16 protein-coding genes and 1 pseudogene are annotated in these 18,937 nt (G+C 41.9%); 8 read left to right on the forward strand and 9 right to left on the reverse strand.

Translation table 11 applies throughout. The annotated features are described in order from the left end of the window. Positions 1–206 precede the first annotated feature (206 nt). From ACFG4S_RS14990 to ACFG4S_RS15010, 5 genes and pseudogenes are all read left to right on the forward strand, one after another. Positions 207–734: a DM13 domain-containing protein gene (locus tag ACFG4S_RS14990; protein ID WP_392535540.1), complete on the forward strand. Its 528-nt coding sequence runs from the start codon at positions 207–209 to the stop codon at positions 732–734. A 30-nt stretch (positions 735–764) separates the two neighbouring features. Next, a pseudogene (locus ACFG4S_RS14995) lies at positions 765–911 on the forward strand (SDR family oxidoreductase); the annotation flags it as partial. Positions 912–1,324: 413 nt separating this feature from the next. Continuing rightward, positions 1,325–1,480: a hypothetical protein gene (locus ACFG4S_RS15000; protein WP_392535541.1), complete on the forward strand. Its 156-nt coding sequence runs from the start codon at positions 1,325–1,327 to the stop codon at positions 1,478–1,480. 36 nt (positions 1,481–1,516) lie between these two features. Further along, positions 1,517–2,836, forward strand: a complete 1,320-nt coding sequence (locus ACFG4S_RS15005) for a 2Fe-2S iron-sulfur cluster-binding protein (RefSeq protein WP_392535542.1) — start codon at positions 1,517–1,519, stop codon at positions 2,834–2,836. Positions 2,837–3,386: 550 nt separating this feature from the next. After that, positions 3,387–5,690, forward strand: a complete 2,304-nt coding sequence (locus ACFG4S_RS15010; protein ID WP_392535543.1) for a DUF4157 domain-containing protein — start codon at positions 3,387–3,389, stop codon at positions 5,688–5,690. A 460-nt stretch (positions 5,691–6,150) separates the two neighbouring features. Here ACFG4S_RS15010 and ACFG4S_RS15015 read toward each other — a convergent pair whose 3' ends face one another. Both ACFG4S_RS15015 and ACFG4S_RS15020 read right to left on the reverse strand, forming a co-directional pair. After that, the gene (locus tag ACFG4S_RS15015) at positions 6,151–6,624 is read right to left on the reverse strand and encodes a hypothetical protein (RefSeq protein ID WP_392535544.1); all 474 of its coding nucleotides are present in this window, start codon (positions 6,622–6,624) and stop codon (positions 6,151–6,153) included. Between the two features lie 420 nt (positions 6,625–7,044). Further along, positions 7,045–7,452, reverse strand: a complete 408-nt coding sequence (locus ACFG4S_RS15020) for a DUF6335 family protein (protein WP_392535545.1) — start codon at positions 7,450–7,452, stop codon at positions 7,045–7,047. A 616-nt stretch (positions 7,453–8,068) separates the two neighbouring features. Between ACFG4S_RS15020 and ACFG4S_RS15025 the strand changes: the two genes are divergently transcribed. Then, positions 8,069–8,980: an IS982 family transposase gene (locus ACFG4S_RS15025; RefSeq protein ID WP_392530720.1), complete on the forward strand. Its 912-nt coding sequence runs from the start codon at positions 8,069–8,071 to the stop codon at positions 8,978–8,980. A 37-nt stretch (positions 8,981–9,017) separates the two neighbouring features. Further along, positions 9,018–9,209, forward strand: a complete 192-nt coding sequence (locus tag ACFG4S_RS15030) for an alpha/beta fold hydrolase (protein ID WP_392535546.1) — start codon at positions 9,018–9,020, stop codon at positions 9,207–9,209. Positions 9,210–9,476: 267 nt separating this feature from the next. Here ACFG4S_RS15030 and rpsU read toward each other — a convergent pair whose 3' ends face one another. Continuing rightward, a complete protein-coding gene (gene rpsU, locus ACFG4S_RS15035) occupies positions 9,477–9,665 on the reverse strand; it encodes a 30S ribosomal protein S21 (RefSeq protein ID WP_392535547.1) in 189 nt (62 codons plus the stop codon). Positions 9,666–9,781: 116 nt separating this feature from the next. Next, a complete protein-coding gene (locus ACFG4S_RS15040; RefSeq protein WP_392535548.1) occupies positions 9,782–10,087 on the reverse strand; it encodes an RNA recognition motif domain-containing protein in 306 nt (101 codons plus the stop codon). 302 nt (positions 10,088–10,389) lie between these two features. Here ACFG4S_RS15040 and ACFG4S_RS15045 point away from each other — a divergent pair, with 302 nt between their 5' ends. Beyond that, entirely contained in the window at positions 10,390–11,700 is a 1,311-nt protein-coding gene (locus tag ACFG4S_RS15045; protein ID WP_392535549.1) for a DEAD/DEAH box helicase, read from the forward strand. A 404-nt stretch (positions 11,701–12,104) separates the two neighbouring features. On the opposite strand, the gene ACFG4S_RS15050 is transcribed toward ACFG4S_RS15045, so the two are convergent. The 5 genes from ACFG4S_RS15050 to ACFG4S_RS15070 all read right to left on the reverse strand — a co-directional run bounded on the left by ACFG4S_RS15050 (position 12,105) and on the right by ACFG4S_RS15070 (position 18,904). After that, on the reverse strand, positions 12,105–12,728 hold the full coding sequence (locus ACFG4S_RS15050) for a 4Fe-4S single cluster domain-containing protein (RefSeq protein ID WP_392535550.1): 624 nt from the start codon (positions 12,726–12,728) through the stop codon (positions 12,105–12,107). Positions 12,729–12,967: 239 nt separating this feature from the next. After that, complete coding sequence (locus ACFG4S_RS15055; protein ID WP_392535551.1) at positions 12,968–13,135, reverse strand: hypothetical protein; 168 nt, start codon at positions 13,133–13,135, stop codon at positions 12,968–12,970. A gap of 93 nt (positions 13,136–13,228) precedes the next feature. Continuing rightward, positions 13,229–14,836 carry an apolipoprotein N-acyltransferase gene (gene lnt / locus ACFG4S_RS15060; protein ID WP_392535552.1) on the reverse strand — a complete coding sequence of 536 codons (1,608 nt, stop codon included), beginning with the start codon at positions 14,834–14,836 and terminating at the stop codon, positions 13,229–13,231. Continuing rightward, complete coding sequence (gene gyrA, locus ACFG4S_RS15065) at positions 14,817–17,420, reverse strand: DNA topoisomerase (ATP-hydrolyzing) subunit A (protein WP_392535553.1); 2,604 nt, start codon at positions 17,418–17,420, stop codon at positions 14,817–14,819. The genes lnt and gyrA overlap by 20 nt, the downstream gene beginning before the upstream one ends. Before the next feature lie 140 nt (positions 17,421–17,560). Next, positions 17,561–18,904: a chloride channel protein gene (locus tag ACFG4S_RS15070; RefSeq protein ID WP_392535554.1), complete on the reverse strand. Its 1,344-nt coding sequence runs from the start codon at positions 18,902–18,904 to the stop codon at positions 17,561–17,563. Between the last annotated feature and the right edge of the window lie 33 nt (positions 18,905–18,937).

The following is an 18,937-nucleotide window of genomic DNA, read 5'->3' on the forward strand; positions in this document are numbered from 1 at the left end:
GTATCTTTTTTTACATTTAATCACCCGTAACCTAAAAATTTAAATTTTGCTGAGAAATCTGTAAGAAGTTTCTAAGGGAAATATCAGTTTTTTAGATATCAATCTTTATCTATTCATAATTCTTAGATAAATTATTCAAGCAATAATCAGTTTAAAGTTTAAGTCAAGAGCTATATTGCTGATTAAGGGATTGAGGAATTGAAATTATGAAATTAAAACATTTATTAATAGTGGGCTTATCTTCTCTTGTCATATTTGGCTGCGTCACTGAAGTATCAAAGAACCAGGCTAATAAAAGTCCTATAGCTGTGAATGCGTCTGTTCCCGTGTCTTCAACTCAGGCGAAACCGTTAGCCAACTCAGCGCCATCTCCAAATTCAACTGCTATGAAGTCAGGTACATTTGTTTCTGGAGAACAAAAAACTCAAGGGAAAGTTAGTATTACTATTAAAGACGGCAAATCATTTCTAGAGCTTGATGAGTCATTTAATACTTCTGAATCAGGGCCAGATTTAGTAGTAATTTTGCATCGTTCTGATAACGTGATTAATTCAACTAAGCCACCATCATATCCTTTAAAAAACGGAGATTATTTTATCCTAGCTCCGTTACAAAAATATAGTGGCGCTCAAATATATTCTATTCCTCAAAACATCAATTTAGGAGACTACAAATCCATCGCTATCTGGTGCCGCAAGTTTAATGCTACTTTTGGTGCTGCTAGTTTGAGTTAGTAAATATTAACCAAAAATTTAAAAATCAAATTAAAAAATATTCCGCTTGGTCGCTTGGGTCAACCACAAGATGTTGCTTCTTTAGTCGCATTTCTGGCTTCTAATGATGCTAACTACATTACAGGTAGCACTTTATTTGTGGATGGTGGACTACTTTGGAATTATCAAGAACACTAGGGAGAAAAACTATGTCATATTGATCTTTATTTATTCCAGTTATCCTTGATACTTCTCGTCAAGGTCGCCAGAGTGAACACGTTGCTAAATTTATCGTTGAGCAGGTTGCAGAACGCGATCGCCTAGAACACCAACTCAGTAATAAAAAACGAGACTGAGATATGCAATTTTGACGCCTTTTAAAACCAAATTTTCCTTGTTTCAACCCAAAGAAACTGAGCTTTTTCGTCATAAGTCTGAATACTGAATCGGAGTTCTAGCACCCTGGAAAACCGGGAAAATCATTGAAGAAGAATTCAGGAGTCAGAATCAATACGTTCATAGAAGTGGGTGCAATAATTCTCGGTTAAGGGGAAAAAAACCTTTAACCCTTACCCTTTACCCTTTACCCCAAACCCGATTCCGAATTAAAAATGCTTAACCGAGAAGTATTGGAAGTGGGTGCGCCAGTTTCAGAGAGAATTTCATCACCTACCGTCAGTTTTGCAGACATCGAAAAAGTTTTGGCTGTGGCTCTGAGGTATGGTCTTGAAATTATTCCTCCACCTGCTGAATCATCGCAGATATAGTCCAACATCACTAAAAGTATTAGACAGGAGACAACGATGCTAGAAAGCCTAAAAAGAATTAAGAATCCATTAGTCAGAAGTATAGCCGCAGCAGCTACAGTTGGTTCGATAATTACCTTATCTGCTGCTGTTGTAATTGGAGTAACCAATGCCAAAGCTAAATCTGCCTATCAATTTGGTGTCTATTCCTCACTGTTTGGAGTAGCTAGTGGTGCAGTATTTGGCTTAATTTATACAAACAAAGCAAGTGGAAACAAATCTACTCCAGACCTCAAAGCATCAGATAGTCATGTTTGGCAAGATTGGCGAAATTTTGTTGTTGTTCGTAAGGTGAAGGAGAGCGAAGAAATTACCTCTTTTTATTTACAACCTGAAGATAAAGGGGAAATTCCCAACTTTCAACCAGGTCAATTTTTAACCATCAAACTTGATATTTATGGACAGGATAAGCCTGTAATTCGTACTTACTCGCTTTCAGATTATCCTGAAAACTGTGAATACTATCGCCTCTCAATTAAGCGGGAACCTGCACCTAATGGATTAGATGTTATGCCCGGTATAGCATCTAATTTTATGCACGATCGCATTCAGGAAGGTTCAGTAATTCTAGCAAAACCACCAAACGGTAAATTTGTTTTAGATGTGCCAAAATCTATCCCCGCAGTATTGATTAGCAATGGTGTGGGAATTACACCGATGATTAGTATGGCGAAAGCTTGTAGTTTTCTTAATCCTACTCGTCCTATTTGGTTTCTACATGGTGCTAGAGACGGTAAATTCCATGCTTTTCGGGATGAATTGAGGGAAATTTCTCGACAAAATCATAATCTGAATGTGCATTTTCGCTATAGTCGTCCTACATCTGAAGATAGAGGTAAATACCACAGTGTTGGTTATGTTGATGCTGCTCTTATTCAAGAGTTAGTACGACAAGAAGCTGAGTATTTTTTGTGCGGTTCTCCATCTTTTATGCAGTCCATAATGCAAGGGTTGAGGGAATCGGGAGTACCTGATAGTAGAGTATTCTTTGAATCTTTCGGCAAACCGATGAAAAGTCTGTCTGAGAAACTAATTCAAACGGCAACTGGAGATGAGAGATTTACAGAAATTGTCTTTGCAAAATCTGGCAAAACTTTGACATGGCAACCTAGTGATGGCACTATCCTAGAATTTGCCGAAGCCAATGATATTAATCCACCTTTTAGTTGTCGTGTAGGTGTTTGTGGTACTTGTATGTGTAAAATCAAAGAAGGTGTAGTTGCTTACCAAGAAGAACCAACTGTAAAAATTGATAAGGGTTCGGTATTGATTTGTATTTCTCAACCTGGAAGTGCAAAATTAGTGTTAGATATTTAATAAATTCCTTTGATAATCAAGTCATATCAAGCATGTTATCTATCAGTCTTAATATCGGTACAAAATTTTATTAGAGGAGATATAGCAATCCTACGTGAGTTTCAAACAAATGGTACATTTATACTAAAGTTTATTTACAACATTATGCCCGTGAAAAACTTTTTGTTAGAAGACCAGCTTTATGCAGAAAGAATAATGCTGCTGACAGAGTTTATCGAAATCATCAGGTCGGTCGTTGAGAATAAATGCACCAGATATGATGTAACCGTTGTTAATATAAAAACTGTAATTCTAGTCCTTAAAACGATTAAATCTTCAAAGGATACTTACTTTTTTTGGTCGTATTCTTGAACAGCTTTCCTAATTTATTATTGAAGAACAGTATTGCCTAAAATTTCAATTTTATTCACTGGAAAGGTGCATTTATAGGACAAATTTTCTGACTTGGTGAGGTGTTAAGTATAGGGAGTAATAGGGGAGCAAATAAATTTGACAACTAATGATATTATTGTTTGATATCAGCTAGACGCTTAGTTTTAGGTACAATCCGATGACATTCCAAAGAATCGCAAAAACTGCTACTAGCAAACCTAAAATTCAAACAACATCCCAATTTGAGCCAAGACCCTTTACACCGATTACGCAGCACAAAAAACTAGCTCCTCATCAGCAAGGGCAAGCAACTCAAGCACGAATTCAAACAAAGACCAACTTGCTAGAAATTCTTAATTTCAGGATAGAACCAAAAAAAACAAATCTGCCAAACCAACTAGTTCAGGCAAAGCTGATGATTGGGGAACCGGGGGATAAGTACGAAAAAGAAGCAGACGAGACAGCACGCCAAGTAGTGCAAAGAATTCATCAACCACAAAGCCAAATTCAACAACAATCTTTATCTGCTGACACAACTACTCTTGAACAACACAAGAGGACAAACTTAGTATTGCAAAACAAACGTCTACTACAATGTAGTGTGTCTGGTGGTGGGATAACTACCGCACCAGATTTAGAAGTATCAATACAAAAAGCACGTTCTGGAGGACAGCCGTTAGCAAAAAATATTCGCCAACCAATGGAACAAACGTTTGGGGCAGATTTTAGTAGAGTCAAGGTGCATACAGATACTCAATCAGATTCCTTAAATCGTTCTATTCAGGCCAAAGCTTTTACTACAGGACAAAATGTGTTCTTTCGCCAAGGGGAGTATAACCCTAATAGCCGAGGCGGACAGGAGTTGTTGGCACATGAGTTAACCCATGTGGTGCAACAGAATGGTAGTGGCAGTGCAGTGCAAGCTAACTCTGGTTTAATGCAGAGAACACCAGACGAAGAAGATACTTTTTTTGGCGATCTGAACTTTGATTTGGCTAGTGAAGACCCAAAAGTTGCCGATCCGGATATCTTAGACAAACATAAGGGGAAAAAACTACTCATTCCGGCCAATACTACCTCCTGGGAGTTTCAGAAGGCTCACAGATTTTGTGGTAAAGACATACCACATTCGATTGATAAAGACGAAGACTTTTCGAGTGACATAGACCAAGTAGTTGACATATTACTTGAAGCCGTAATTGAAGGTAAAAAAGGTTATGTTTTCTCACCTGATGAGTTTTATAATTACTGGGTAGCAGAGACGGATACTACTTTACTTGAACCTGGGTTTAAGAAAACAAATGAACCGCTTTTCCCCACTGACCAGAGTGGAAAACCGAGACTGCCATCACCTGATGATGTCAGACAAGGCAATATTGGAGATTGTTATTTGATGGCAGCGATTGCAAGCATAGCAAAAACTGATCCTCAATACATCTTGACAATGTTTCGTGACTATGGGGATACGGTCAGCGTTCGGCTATATGATACGGATAAATCAGACCCCTTAAAAGTGAAATTTACCCCAAGATATATAAAAGTAGATAAATCAGTTGCCAAAGACGTTCAAGGTAAATTGCTATACAATCAGGGTGCTTTGTGGGTGAGTATGCTTGAAAAAGCTTATGCCGCTGGCGGATTCGGAGGAACACATCAAATCACGAAAGATCAAACAATATCACCTTCATATAAAAAAATAGAAGCAGGTAGTAGCGCAGATGCTTTTGAGGTATTGCTGGGTAAAGCAGCTATAGAAATAAGGATTCCGACAACAGGAGGCTTCTTTAAAGCCGATTTCATGCCGTGGAGTCAGCAAGAGCGTGATGCTTACAACATAGCCAAGAGTACAAATAATTATCAACAATTAGCAAGTTATAATATATTCAAAAAAGATGTTCAGAAAATACACCAATGGATGGATTGGCTGACTCAAAAACAAGGATTGCAAGCCATTCAAACATTAGATAATAAACTCAATGGCAGTTATCAAGAAGAAATTCGATTAGAAGATTTTGAATTAATTTTTAAGGCTAAAGGGCTTGACGCAATACTAATCAACGATCTCATGAATCACCTGCAAGGCGGGTTTTCTGGAAAGAAGGGAACCGGGAATTATTCGAAGTTACAGTTAGACTTTTATAACAAAATAAATAGTAATATATTGACAGGCAAATTTATAACTGTGACCACCAACAAAAATATAGGTAGAAAAATAACGGCTAGTGGACATAGTGCAGGCGAGCCAATTTCTAAAGGATTGGTAGGAATGCATGAGTACACAATAACTGGTTGTAAACATGATAAAGGAAGTGGTTTACGCTACATTAAGCTTCGTAACCCTTGGGGAAATTACGGTCGAGACTATGACATGAATGCGAGCAAAGGAAATAAAGCAAAGGAAAATCAACAAGCTCATAGTGAATTCGATTTAGAGTTGAGTGATTTCACTAAGCGCTTCAATTTTTTAAAAGCAGACATCTAAAGTTTTCAATAACTTAGAGGTTGTTTAAAAAGTCAGGTAGGTTATAAAAAAGTTCTCTCGTTATACGCTGTGAGTAAATAGTAATAGGTATATCAATCACTGGTTGATGCTGCATTTTGGGGTAAAACTGGATTTTGAACTGTGGGAGCATGTTGAAATATCACCTCAATCATCCAATGAGCCTTATACACTCGATAATTTCTGGGGTAAGCTCCGTCAACCTAAACCAGATTGTATCCACCAGAGATTTGAATGACTTCTGCATTGGGGTCTCTTGGAGGTAGGAGTATGTTGTCAAGAGACTATTCCAACTGAGTCTGTTGAAGAGAAAATGTAGTAAGCATATTCTGTGTGCCATGATGATTTCGATTGTCTAAATTTCGGTTAAGCGGCGATCGCTTTTTCTTGAACTGCGATCGCTTTTCTCACACTGCTCCACTTTAGGGGCGAACACACTACATCACCCCCACCCCTTAGTTGGCTTTGCCAATCTTTCAGAAAAATAATCGTCAATTTCTGTTTTTATATCCTCCATTAACCTGTATTGCCTAAATGCACCATAGATAGGAAAAATCAGTATCAGGAAAATGGGAAGGGGATAAGCAGCAAAATAACTCCAAAGAAATAGTGAAGAACTAATCAAAAAAGTAGTTAAGAAAACAAATTGTTTGAGCCTAAATTCATTGACATAATCACTTAAGATTACTTCCGTTTTACCTGGCTCAATTGATATTGAAATTCTTAAGCTGGCTGATAATCCAGTTAACATAAGCCACGTATCTGACTTCTGTATCACTAAAGTATCGCGACCTACCTTCTTATTCTCGTATTTATGTCGGTGAGCAAAAGCAACTATTCTTTCAATTAAGCCATTTATATCCGCTACTTCGTTGTAGGATACCAGTGTTTTGTTGAAAGATACTGATAGCTTCATTTGCGTCAAATGTTGAGTATGGGTTTAATGAGTTTAGCCAGTTGGTTGGGCAAGTGCTACACCTTTCAGTTTTGTGGGCGATCGCACATCCACAAGAACTACTCCATCTCCAGGTTCCACTCAACTCAAAAACTCTATACGACAGCAGGATAACTATATTATTATACGGAAACTTTCCGTATAATCTTTTTCTAAATCCTAATATATCAAGCATTACAGCTACCTTCTTTCTCGATATACGGAAAACTTCTTTTTTAAACCCCTATTTTGGATATTGTACAGAATTTTTCCGTATATCCACCTTTTACGGGATGATTATAGCCTGCGGCTGCTTCTTCTTCTTCCTCAGAATGATTATCATTCTTTTAATTGGTGATTTTATTCCTTGGAAGTCCCTCACTCAGAGAAGTGTGAGAGATGTCACTGAGCTTGTTCTCGCCGAGTTTGATAATCTTCAGAAGACTTTGGATCTAACTCCCAGCGATCGCCATCACGATCCTCTAAAATATCGTTGGTATGGAGAAACTCAGAATCAGCCATTTCTAGCCCCACTGCTGTTTCTAGCTCCTCAGTTACATTTTGATCGGGAGTAGAAGTACTACCACCAACAGCTTCATCTCCAACTGCATCTGCATCTTGCCAATAAGCATCAACATCCCCACCGGTGAGTTCAGGACTAGTTTCTGTATACTCGTCCCTTTCCTGCTGTATGGAGCGCCCGCCAATATTATACCCTGGCAAGTCTTTTACACCAGTACCGTAGGACTCGGTAATTTCTTGTGGCAAATCATTAGTTTTAATTTCGTCATGATGATTTTTTTCTGCCATGATACTAGCCCTTTTCTGCCTTCTCACAATAACGTTTTCCTGTCAGCAATTTGTCTAACTAGAGATGTATAGCTGAGAAAATAATCTATCCCCTGGGAACGAAGCTAAACTCGGTACAGATTAGTCAATTGCTGCGATCGCCTTCCAGGACCTTCGCCAGAATCTGATATACGACCACCAAACTCTTCTAAATTGGGGCTTGTTAATAAGGCGATCGCTGTCAACTAAGTTCCATAGATTTTTCGCCTCCTGGTTTTGACCAATAATCTTCTCACCAAATTAAGAGAATTAATCCTACTTATTCTCATTAAGCTATTAAATTTGGAATCAAATTTAGTTCATGTGTACTACTCCGTCCGCTTTTTGTTGATGTGTGACAGTTGGGGTGCGGAAGGCGGGTTTTAACAGGCTGATGCTGGCGCTACAGCTATGTATAGTTTACTTCACTAAAGGAACGTGAGTTCGACGGTTAGAAAAAGCCAAAAAAGCTTGCCATATATAGATTTGCACAATTGGGTATTGTTCAGGCGATCGCTACGATTGATTGAGAATCTGTGAAAAAGTGACAAAAAAATGCCGAGACTAAAAATATCTAAGAAAAATCAAGGTCTCGGCTATGTCTACCATTGTATCTCGGCTCGATATCACTCAAATATTCTGGGATGTAGATGATTTCTGTAACCAATGGGAAAATCTATGGCAGCAAATACCACAATTACCGTCTACTTCTGGAGAGCGTCGCAGTAAATCGAGGATGTGTTTATCAGAGGTAATGACAATAGTCATTGCGTTTCATGGCAGTGGATATAAGACTTTCAAGGAATTCTACACTCTGCATGTGCTTCAAAGTTGGCATCAAGCATTTCCGAATTTGGTCAGCTACACTCGGTTTGTGGAATTGATGCCTTGGTGCTTAATGTTATTATGTTGCTTTTTACATACACGTACAGGAGAAATTACAGGGATTAGCTTTATTGATTCCACTCCGATTAATGTTTGTCATAACTGTCGAGCCCATTCTCATAAGGTATTTAAAGGCTTAGTAGAATGGGGTAAAAATTCTGTAGGTTGGCACTTTGGATTTAAACTTCATTTGATTATTAATGATTGCGGAGAATTACTTGCATTTTCATTAACTCCGGCGAATGTAGATGACCGAAAACCAGTTCCAGAAATGACTCGTGACTTAATTGGTAAACTTTTTGGTGACAGAGGATACATCTCTCAAAAATTATTTGAGGAGTTATATGAGCGCGGATTGCAGTTAGTCACAAAATCTAAGAAGAAAATGAAAAACCGTTTGGTAAAACTGATTGATAAGATTCTGTTACGCAAACGCGCTGTGATTGAGTCCGTCAATGACCATCTAAAAAATATATGTCAAATCGAACATTCTCGCCATCGTAGTCCATTTAACTTTTTGGTTAATTTAATGGCTGGTTTAGCTGCTTATACTTATTTGCCTAAAAAACCTTCTATTGACATTTACCCAAAAGGCTTACTTGCTCTACCTCCTGCCCTTTTTTAGCTCTGTCGAACTCACGTCAGGTTACGGTAACAGTTCGATGCCAACCATGAATGAGTTTGACTACACATTTGATCGCCTAGCCCAGATCGTGGAGAAATTTATTACCGCGATCGATCTCAAGAAATATAGCCTTTACGTGATGGATTATGGCGCTCCCATTGGCTATCGGATTGCGGCTAAATATCCAGAGCAAGTGGAAGCGCTGATTATCCAAAACGGGAATGCGTAGGAAGAAAGAAGATCTGCGTGAATTTTGGGAACCGCTCAAGGCTTACTGGTAAGACCATTCTCCTGAAAATGCGGACAAGCTCATTAAAAAAGAGTGAGGAGGTGAGCAACGCTCACCTCCTCAGGCACGATTATTATTTTTAGATCCCAAATTTTGGGAACCTAAGGGAAAAATTAGGATTTTAGCCCTGGCGAACAAGGAGTTAAATATCACTCCTTTAATAGCGATCGCTCTCAGCCGACCAATAATATCGGCTGAAAAACCTGATTAAGTCCGGAAACGTCTCTTACCCTGCCTGTGTTTGGCAACTTCTTTGCGCTTGCGCTTTTCAATAGGTGTTTCAAAGTGACGATGCTTTCTCATATCTGGAAAAATTCCAGCTTTGGAAACTTCTCGCTTAAATCGGCGTAAGGCTGACTCAATGTGTTCATTTTCGCCTACTATTACTTGGGTCATTATCTCTCCTACTAAATTGACTTAATCAATGGTGCGAGTATACGCTAACAGTGGAAAAAAAGGCAGACGTATAGTCTGACCTATTAGGCTTTAGATGAAATTTTAAATTTCATCACTTAGTAGCGGTTACGCCCACCGCCGCCACCACCACGGTTACCGCCAAATGAGCCTCCTCTATCTTCTTTGGGTTTAGCCTTATTCACTTTTAAGTCACGACCCATCCACTCTGCACCATCAAGACCTTCAATGGCAGCTGTTTCCTCAGCTTCTGTTCCCATTTCCACGAAAGCAAAGCCTCGTGGACGACCCGTTTCCCGGTCTGTAGGTACTTGAACCCGCTTTACAGTTCCATATTCGGCAAAAATACTACTTAAATCATCTTGTGTAACTTCGTAAGAGAGGTTACCTACAAAAATTGACATCTATAATTTCTCCAAAATTCAGGACTTTGTAGAGATTTAAATTTCGGAGAAAAGTCTGTAAATACTAAAAACAAAGATGCTCACCGAATTAACTCTCCTTTTCTAGGATGACACAATTAGTAATTCTCTGCATTTTCTTATGTAAAACGCGGGTGCTTTTCCTTGATTATTCCATATTCTGTTAAGATGGTAAACTACGGCATTTGCTCTGAGTCTTGGCGCTACTGCCCTTCAAACCTTTATCCGTCCGCCTAAGACTGACGCCCCTACAAGCGACAGGCCGATGTTAATTATGGAGTCCTATGTCTTTTTCTAATCTCGGCTTGTCCAATGAAATTATCCGTGCTGTCAATGAGCTGGGATACACAGAACCTACGCCAATTCAAATACAGGCGATTCCTGCGGTGTTATCGGGTTGCGATCTGCTAGCTGGGGCACAAACTGGCACTGGTAAGACCGCAGGGTTTACTCTGCCGCTATTGCATCGATTGTCGTCTGACAAGAATCTGAAAACCACTTCTAATGGATACCCACCAATTCGGGCGCTGATTCTCACTCCAACTCGCGAACTCGCCGCTCAAGTAGAATCAAGCGTGTGCGACTACGGTAAGTACTTGAACCTGAAGACGATGGTGATGTTCGGCGGAGTTAGCATTAATCCCCAAAAACGGCTTTTAAAAGGGCGCGTCGATATTCTGGTTGCTACTCCGGGGCGACTGCTAGACCATGTGGAGCAGGGTACGGTGAACCTGTCGCAAATTGAGATTTTGGTGCTGGATGAAGCAGATCGGATGCTGGATATGGGCTTTATTCGTGATATACGTCGTATTCTCTCACTGCTGCCCAAACAGCGACAGAACTTGCTCTTCTTCGCCACCTTTTCGGAAAAAATCAAAGCACTCGCCGCTGGGTTGCTAAATCGCCCACAGACAATCGAGGTAGCACGCCGCAACATTACTGCTGAGACGGTGGCACAGAAAGTCTACAAAGTAGACCGTGACAAAAAACGTCAATTGCTTGCTCACCTGATTCGCCAAGATAACTGGTATCAAGTGCTAGTATTCACCCGCACTAAGTATGGTGCCGATCGTCTGGTGAAACAGCTGGGAGACGATCGCATTCAAGCACTCGCCATCCACGGTAATAAGAGTCAGCCCGCGCGTACCCACGCTTTAGCGAAGTTCAAGAACGGCAGTTTACAGGTACTAGTGGCAACTGACATTGCAGCACGAGGTCTGGACATTAGCGAACTTCCCCATGTGGTGAATTTCGATCTGCCTAATGTCCCAGAGGATTATGTCCATCGCATTGGTCGCACTGGCCGCGCTGGCGCGTCAGGTGAAGCTGTATCCCTCGTGTCCGTCGATGAATATCATTTGTTGGCAGATATTGAAAAACTGATTCAAAAGCGCTTGCCATTTGAAATAGTGGCTGGCTTTGGAGCCAATTTACCCACGAAGCCCCAAGAAATCCCCAATGGACGCAAAGAAAACCCCAAACCCAAAGGTCGCAAACGTCCGGCTCGTTCTAATGCTACAGGTTCACCAAAGACATCGGCTAAACAATCAGCACGGCGAACCGTAGCTAGTAGTCTACCAACCCAAAAATGCTAAGTGAGGACTGGGGAAAGGGGAAAGGGAAAAGGGTAAGAGATTTAAACCCTTTCCCGCTGCCCCTTATCCCCACTTCGTGGGGGCCCCACCTTCCCCCTTCCCCTTTACCCCGCAAAGTTCACTTGGCGAACTACTAGTGGCAAAAAGAAAGTTTCGGCGAAGAATGTTTAGTGGGTTGGCGTATTTCTTGGGGGAAGTGGTGGGGGCTTTCATTAGTCATTATCTTTAACAATAATTCGTCAGCGTGAGTGTCTAAAGTATATAAACACTCTTGATGGTCGTTGACTGTTGACTGTTGACGGGTTTTCAGTCATCAGTCATCAGTCATCAGTCATCAGGTAAATGTACAAATTAAATGCGTACCAGCTTAATTATTTACACCAAAGAATTGAGGCAATTACGAATTACGTTAATTCCAGCCCACCTTGATAGCCAGTAACAATACGGCCGCCATCTTTGAGGATGTGGATTTCAATCTGATCGCTAGCCCAAGTAATTTGGTCTTGGAAGGCTGGGTTTAATACGCGCACCCGTTGGTTGCTAGAAGAAACTGGAGAATCGGGAGAATGAATTGCCAGAGATTGCACAAAAGGGCCGTCAATGAGGATATCCAGTTGTTCTAACAATTCTTGGGAACCTGGAGGTGCAGATTCAGACTGTAGCTGCTGGAGGGTGAAGCCAGAAAAAGACATAACATTTAACCCAGCAGCTTTGACTTTACGAGCTAAAGATGCTAATGCAGTTGCTTGCCAAAACGGTTCTCCGCCAGAGAAGGTTACACCCGTGTTGCGAGGGTTGCGAAGAATATTCTCGGCCAGGGTATCAACAGCAATCAGTTGGTTAGCCTCAAATGACCAGGAGTTAGGATTAAAGCAGCCAGGACACTCACGCAAACAACCTTGCACCCAGACGACTGCACGACAACCAGGACCATTGACCTCTGAGGTATCGACGTAACCCATGATATTGAGATAGCCAGAGGGAATTTCTGTGAGTGCTAGTGATGGGTCAATTGGCTTAGTTTCCATCTCTTTAACTCCTTTTAAAGCCGTTGCGTGTTAAATATTAACTATAGCGAAATCTAGCAATTGGTAACATGAGTAAAGAACTCAGGCTGTTTGTCGGACTTTGTACTCAATAACTACTTAAAATGGGTGTTGTTGATGTAGAGCTTTGCTACTAGCACCAATTGAAAGAATGATTGTCATAGATGGAATCTTCAAAGCAATGACCAGCACTTTTGTCACAGTAAATTGAAAGTAGCAAATTAACTTGCGTGTGACCAATCACTGAGCAATTCATGCTGCTGTAATATTTTCTGAGATTTACGGAATGGTACTTTCGGAGAACCAATACTCATACCGGGAAAAGACTGTTTTTTGGTGTTACTGGGTCTTTTGTCTTGTTTAGTTGAACTGATTTGGTTGGTTTTCATTGGTAATTAGATGTTTGATTAAAACTTCAGCACTAATCTATAACATCAATTTTAAAATGGCAAATTTCTGAAGAAGGATTAAAAAAGTAAACCCTAATTCATCTTTTTATTATGCAACGCCACTTTTCTCATAAATAGCCAAAATCCTCCAGAGGATATCAACAACAACGGTGTCAACCAATCACCCCAACGCACATATAAAGTTTTTGTCTGTCGGCGATAAATTGTTTCAGCATGAGTTTCGTAGGTATTATATCCAGAGATCCATAAGGTTCTGCCATGAGGATCTACAAAGGCTGAATATCCAGTATTAGTTGCCCGTGCTGACCATCTATCGGTTTCAATTGCGCGCATGATATCCTGTGCATGGTGCTGGAATGGCATGGACGCAGTGTAATGAGCATCGTTAGAAGAACTGAGAATAAATTGGCCACCTACGGCAGCTTGACGGCGAAATTGTTCAGGAAAAGCTGATTCATAACATATACTAGCGATCGCTCTACCAAAAGGAGTGTCAAATACCTGATTGGCTGAACCGGGAACTTGGTGTGCATCCAAAGGCGACAAGCGCTGAACTATTCCACCTAAAATTCCTTCAAAGGGTATATATTCTCCTAGAGGTACTAGCTTTGCTTTATCGTAGCGACTGACAATTTCACCTTTACTATTAAAAGTAAATAAGCTAATTGTATAGCTGCTTCCTCGTTCGCCAAAAGCGCCAATCCAAGCAACTACACCTTTTTCTTTCACAGCTGCGACTAAGGCTGTTTCAATTAAGTTACGCTGGAAAACAGGTAAGGCTCCTTCTGCGGTCAGGACTCCATCTACACCTTGATTTGCTAAAGTTATATATCCCTTGGTGTAGTTTTCTTCGGCGCGACGAAACCCTTCGGAACTCCGCAAAAGTCGGTTAGGAATATTACCTTGAACAATGCCGATTTTTAAGGCTGCTTCTGGTGGTTGGGCGATGGGACGGCTGTATAAGATAAAACCAATTAGGTGTAAAGTAATTAATAGTCCGGTGGCGGTAGCTAAGTATTTATTAACGAACCGCAGAGATCCAGAGAGAAATTCCTCTGTGTCTTGGCGGTTAGTCCATGCTTCAGCAATTAACCCATTAACAGCAACTATTGCAGCTGTCACAGTATTAGGTCCAGACAGTTGACCTAAGTGTACAATTACAAGATTATGCGGACTCTGTGTGTAAGCCAGAGAACTCCACCACAGAGGACCTGCACTCCATAAACTCTCTAAGCCGCACCAGACAGATATGCCAATTAATACACGTAACCACGGTTTTTGTTTGGCTACGCGAACCATTACAGCCGCCCAAATAGTGACAAATATTCCTCCCAAGACGCTGATAAATCCCCAACAAAAAAGGGTAATTAGCAAACTCGGAAACCAGGGAACGCCCAACCAAGTCATCGGATGAATTCCGGTAATCCAGGATAGGGCGATACCATGATAAGCGATACCCCAGAGAAGGCCAGGGAGCAAGGGAGCAGGGGGAGATTGGTTTTTCTCTTTGGCATAACCAACAACTAGTACCCAGAGGGGAACTAGAGCAATCCAAGCTAGAAACCATGCGCCGACAGGGGCGACGGTTAGCCCCATTAAAATGCCGCTGGCTAAGGCAATCAAGTAAGGGAGTGAGGAATTTAACCTCTCTCCCTGCTTTTTACTCAGCTTCTTCTGCATCAACACTATCAGGTGGAACTATTGCTACTCCGGTAATCGCGTCGTCTTCATCTAAGCGCTGTACTCTTACCCCAGTTGCCGATCGCGATTGGATAGAAATCGCATTCACTGCTTGACGGATGATAATACCACGATTTGTCACCATCATAATTTCATCGTCATCGTTGTTCACAATGCGGAGGGTTGCCAACTTATCTTTGGTTTTGCGGTTTTTGAACTTGGTTGCCATTAAACCCTGACCAGCACGGTTTTGTAGCCGGAATTGGGCAACTGGTACACGCTTACCATATCCACCCATTGTAATTACCAACACCCAAGGCCCAACTACGCCACTGCTAGGCACTTCTGCGGACTCTTCAGTAATTTCGGTAATTTCGATATCTTCTGTTTCGATTGTTTCGATATCTTCTGTTTCTGCTTCTGTAACATCCAAAGTTTCCAGAATTGCTGCGGGGAGAATATCCATACCCACCAGCTCATCTTTATTTTTGAGTTTCATAGCTTTGACTCCACGAGTCGCCCTACTTAAAGGACGCAGTTGTTCGTGGTTGCACCGGAAGTTAATCGCCATACCGTTACGAGAACCAATGATTACACTGTCTTCGACTCTGGCGCGTCGCACCCAGCGGAGTTGGTCGCCTTCTTCTAAGGAAATAGCAATCAAACCATTGGCACGAATGTGGCTAAAGGCTGCCAATTCGGTTTTCTTAATATTGCCGCCTTTGGTGAGCATAACCAAGTATTCTTCGTTGCTAAACTCGTCAACCGGCACAATGGAAGTGATTTTTTCCTCTTTGGGAATCGGTAACATCTGGACGATTGGTGTGCCGCGACTGGTACGCGAACTCGCTGGAATTTGATAAGCTCTCAGGCAATAAACAACACCACGCTCGCTAAAGAATAAAATACTGTCATGATCGCAGCAAGTTAAGAAATGCTCAATAGTATCATCATCTTTCACCTTGGCCGCGGCTTTGCCTCTGGTAGCACGGCTTTGGGCTTCAAAAGTGTTAACTGGCATCCTTTTGATGTAGCCTTGCTCTGTCACCAGAATTATCGCTTTTTCATTGGCAATGAGGTCGCGATCGTCTAATTCCCCTTCCCCTGGTAAAATCACCGTGCGGCGGGGTGTGGCAAAGTTAGTTTTGAGTTGCCCGACTTCAGTTTCAATGATTTCTAGCACTCTCTCCCGACGTGCCAAAATATCTTGCAAGTCGGTAATCTTCGCTTGTAATTCTTCGTGTTCCAGACGAATTTTATCTGCTTCTAAAGCAGTCAAGCGGCGCAATTGCATTTGCAAAATGGCATCTGCTTGCACTTCTGAGAGTCCGTAAGTTGTGATTAATTCGCCTTTGGCTGTGGGTGCATCGGGAGCATGACGAATTAAGACAATAATTGGATCTAAATGAGATAGAGCTATTAATAACCCTTGAAGGAGATGGTCGCGTTCCTCAGCTTTCCGCAGTTCGTAGCGGGTGCGTCTGACAATGGATTCGATGCGGAAATCCAGGAAGACAGTTAAGAACTGCTTGAGGGTGAGTACTTGGGGTTCGCTATTTACCAACGCCAGCATATTGGCGCCGAAGTTGGCTTGCAGTGGTGTTTGCTTGTAGAGATTGTTCAGGACAACGCGGGGATAAGCATCACGCTTGAGTTCGATGACAACTCGCATCCCGTCGCGATCGCTTTCATCCCGGATATCTGCGATGCCCTCCAGACGCTTCTCGTTGACCATTTCGGCGATTTTTTCAATTAGCGCCGCTTTGTTGGTTTGATAGGGCAATTCGGTGATGATAATTGCTTCTCTATCTGGGCGTCCCCGTTGTTCAACGGTTTCAATGTTGGCGACACCACGCATGGTGATGGAACCACGCCCGGTAGTATAAGCTTCTCGAATGGCAGATGTTCCTAAAATCTGCGCCCCAGTTGGAAAGTCTGGACCGTGGACATACTGCATTAATTCCAGGTCGGTGATTTCGGGATTGTGGATTACAGCCACCAAAGCATCGATCAATTCGCCCAAGTTGTGAGGCGGAATGTTGGTGGCCATGCCCACGGCAATTCCAGAGGAACCGTTAAGTAGTAACTGCGGAATCCGTGCTGGTAAAACTGTGGGTTCTTGCTGGGAACCGTCGAAGTTATCAGCAAAGTCTACGGTTTCATACTCGATGTCGTGGAGTAAACCAGCACTAGTTAAAGCTTGTAACCGACATTCGGTGTACCGCATGGCGGCTGGGGGATCGTTGTCTACCGAACCGAAGTTACCATGTCCGTTAACTAGGGGCGATCGCATGGAAAAATCCTGCGCCATCCGCACCAAGGCATCATATACAGCCGTGTCACCGTGGGGGTGATATTTACCCAATACTTCACCCACTACACGGGCGCATTTCTTAAAAGGGCGATCGTGAAGCAGACCTAGCTCGTGCATTGCATAGAGAATGCGACGATGCACAGGTTTTAGACCATCCCTGGCATCTGGCAACGCCCGACCCACTATCACGCTCATGGCGTATTCCAGATAAGACTGCGACATTTCGGTTCGCAAGTCTATCGGGATAATCCTATCCTGTGAGGTTGTCATAACCTAAAAATCTCCAAAAATCGTAGATTTTAGCTTGTTTACTCAACAAGGCGCAAAATTATTCTAAATTGCTCTTGAATAATTGCTATAATTTGATACAATTTTAGCATATATTGCCTTGTCTTGCCTGGATAGCAAACTCAATGGCTGTTTTGGCTGTTTAATTCATGAGTTTCGCTGTGGGACTTGAGTTGAGATGCAATCAAGGGAACTTTGGGAGCAAGAAAAAATCCAATTAAACTAGCAAAAAGGATTGGCGTCAAGGGATTTAAGTTAGTTAATTTTGACAATAGCAAAGTTGTACTAATCGGTGTGCGGGTTACTGCTGCATTAAGAGCCGCCATCGTACAAATCATCGCCAGAGCTGGATTCAGTCCTGGGATTAAGATTGCGACTGCTTTACCAATGCAAGCGCCAGTGAAAAACAGGGGAATGATGAATCCACCACGCCACCCACCTGTTACCGTCATGCTAATGGCAGCCATTTTTCCAAGAGCTAGAGTTAAGAGAAAAATAGCACCAAAGCTAGTAGTGAGAACTGAATCTAACTCTTCATGTCCAAAATAACGCGTCAGAGGCAATAAAACTGCTAAAATGCCAAGTCCGAATCCTGCTAGTGTTGTGCGTACATAAATAGGGCTAGGAATTCGAGCAAAGAGGTGTAAACGAGAAACCGCTTGCCAAAAGGCATCACAGCCGCGAAAAATACCCATAAAAATCCATCCCGCCATCGCTCCAATAATTCCAAAGACGATCGCGATCGCAAAATCATCGATATTTTCCAGGTGATACTGGGGAAAATGCCAAGTGGGGGCAATTCCCAAGTGGGTAATTGCAGCAAACACTAGATAACTAGCGCAACTGGAAACAATGGCTGGCATTAAGGCTTCGTAATATTCCACAATATGCTCGTGATGCAAAATCTCCAGGGCGAACATTGCACCCCCAAGAGGTGCGCCAAACAAAGCTGTAAAACCAGCCGCCATCGCTGCTAAACTCATAGTTCTGAGGTCTTCACCTTGAAGTTTTAAGCGATCGCCAACCCACGTACCAAAAGAACCTGTTACCTGTACCAGTGGGGCTTCTGGCCCAGCACTACCGCCCGCTGATATGCTAATTAGAGAAGCAAGAATCATTGAGGGATTTTTGCGAACATCTAGGCGTCCGCCACGAAAATGGATATTATCAACAATCACGGCGATTTCACCGGGATCTCCCAAAAAATGAATCACCAACCCGATAAATAAACCGCAAAGTGGCATTACTATCAGGAGGCTAAAACCTTCAAATCGTTGCAGTCTGTGAGTTAAAAATTCTAGAACATTCCAGTACAACGCTGCAAAAAGACCACCAGCAGTCCCCACAATTACCCAGCGAATCGCCCACCGAGAAATCATCAGAGGGTTACGCTTTACTAGTCCAAAAAGTTGAGCAAATGTCCAACGTTGAGTTTCATTCGTAGCGGAGGGCTTTTTTGGTAACACTGCTTATTTCCTAATTTGTGAAACAAAAAGTAC

The sequence above is a fragment of the Nostoc sp. C117 genome, assembly GCF_043099735.1.
In the GTDB taxonomy this organism is placed as follows: domain Bacteria; phylum Cyanobacteriota; class Cyanobacteriia; order Cyanobacteriales; family Nostocaceae; genus Nostoc.

Coding starts and splice junctions, on each gene's coding strand:
- ACFG4S_RS15005 (WP_392535542.1), top strand. CDS start 1,517: ATGCTAGAAAGCCTAAAAAGAATTAAGAATCCATTAGTCAGAAGTATA.
- ACFG4S_RS15000 (WP_392535541.1), top strand. CDS start 1,325: ATGCTTAACCGAGAAGTATTGGAAGTGGGTGCGCCAGTTTCAGAGAGA.
- ACFG4S_RS15040 (WP_392535548.1), bottom strand. CDS start 10,087: ATGTCAATTTTTGTAGGTAACCTCTCTTACGAAGTTACACAAGATGAT.
- lnt (WP_392535552.1), bottom strand. CDS start 14,836: ATGCAGAAGAAGCTGAGTAAAAAGCAGGGAGAGAGGTTAAATTCCTCA.
- ACFG4S_RS14990 (WP_392535540.1), top strand. CDS start 207: ATGAAATTAAAACATTTATTAATAGTGGGCTTATCTTCTCTTGTCATA.
- ACFG4S_RS15020 (WP_392535545.1), bottom strand. CDS start 7,452: ATGGCAGAAAAAAATCATCATGACGAAATTAAAACTAATGATTTGCCA.
- ACFG4S_RS15055 (WP_392535551.1), bottom strand. CDS start 13,135: ATGAAAACCAACCAAATCAGTTCAACTAAACAAGACAAAAGACCCAGT.
- gyrA (WP_392535553.1), bottom strand. CDS start 17,420: ATGACAACCTCACAGGATAGGATTATCCCGATAGACTTGCGAACCGAA.
- ACFG4S_RS15045 (WP_392535549.1), top strand. CDS start 10,390: ATGTCTTTTTCTAATCTCGGCTTGTCCAATGAAATTATCCGTGCTGTC.
- ACFG4S_RS15025 (WP_392530720.1), top strand. CDS start 8,069: ATGTCTACCATTGTATCTCGGCTCGATATCACTCAAATATTCTGGGAT.
- ACFG4S_RS15050 (WP_392535550.1), bottom strand. CDS start 12,728: ATGGAAACTAAGCCAATTGACCCATCACTAGCACTCACAGAAATTCCC.
- ACFG4S_RS15010 (WP_392535543.1), top strand. CDS start 3,387: ATGACATTCCAAAGAATCGCAAAAACTGCTACTAGCAAACCTAAAATT.
- ACFG4S_RS15030 (WP_392535546.1), top strand. CDS start 9,018: ATGCCAACCATGAATGAGTTTGACTACACATTTGATCGCCTAGCCCAG.
- ACFG4S_RS15015 (WP_392535544.1), bottom strand. CDS start 6,624: ATGAAGCTATCAGTATCTTTCAACAAAACACTGGTATCCTACAACGAA.
- rpsU (WP_392535547.1), bottom strand. CDS start 9,665: ATGACCCAAGTAATAGTAGGCGAAAATGAACACATTGAGTCAGCCTTA.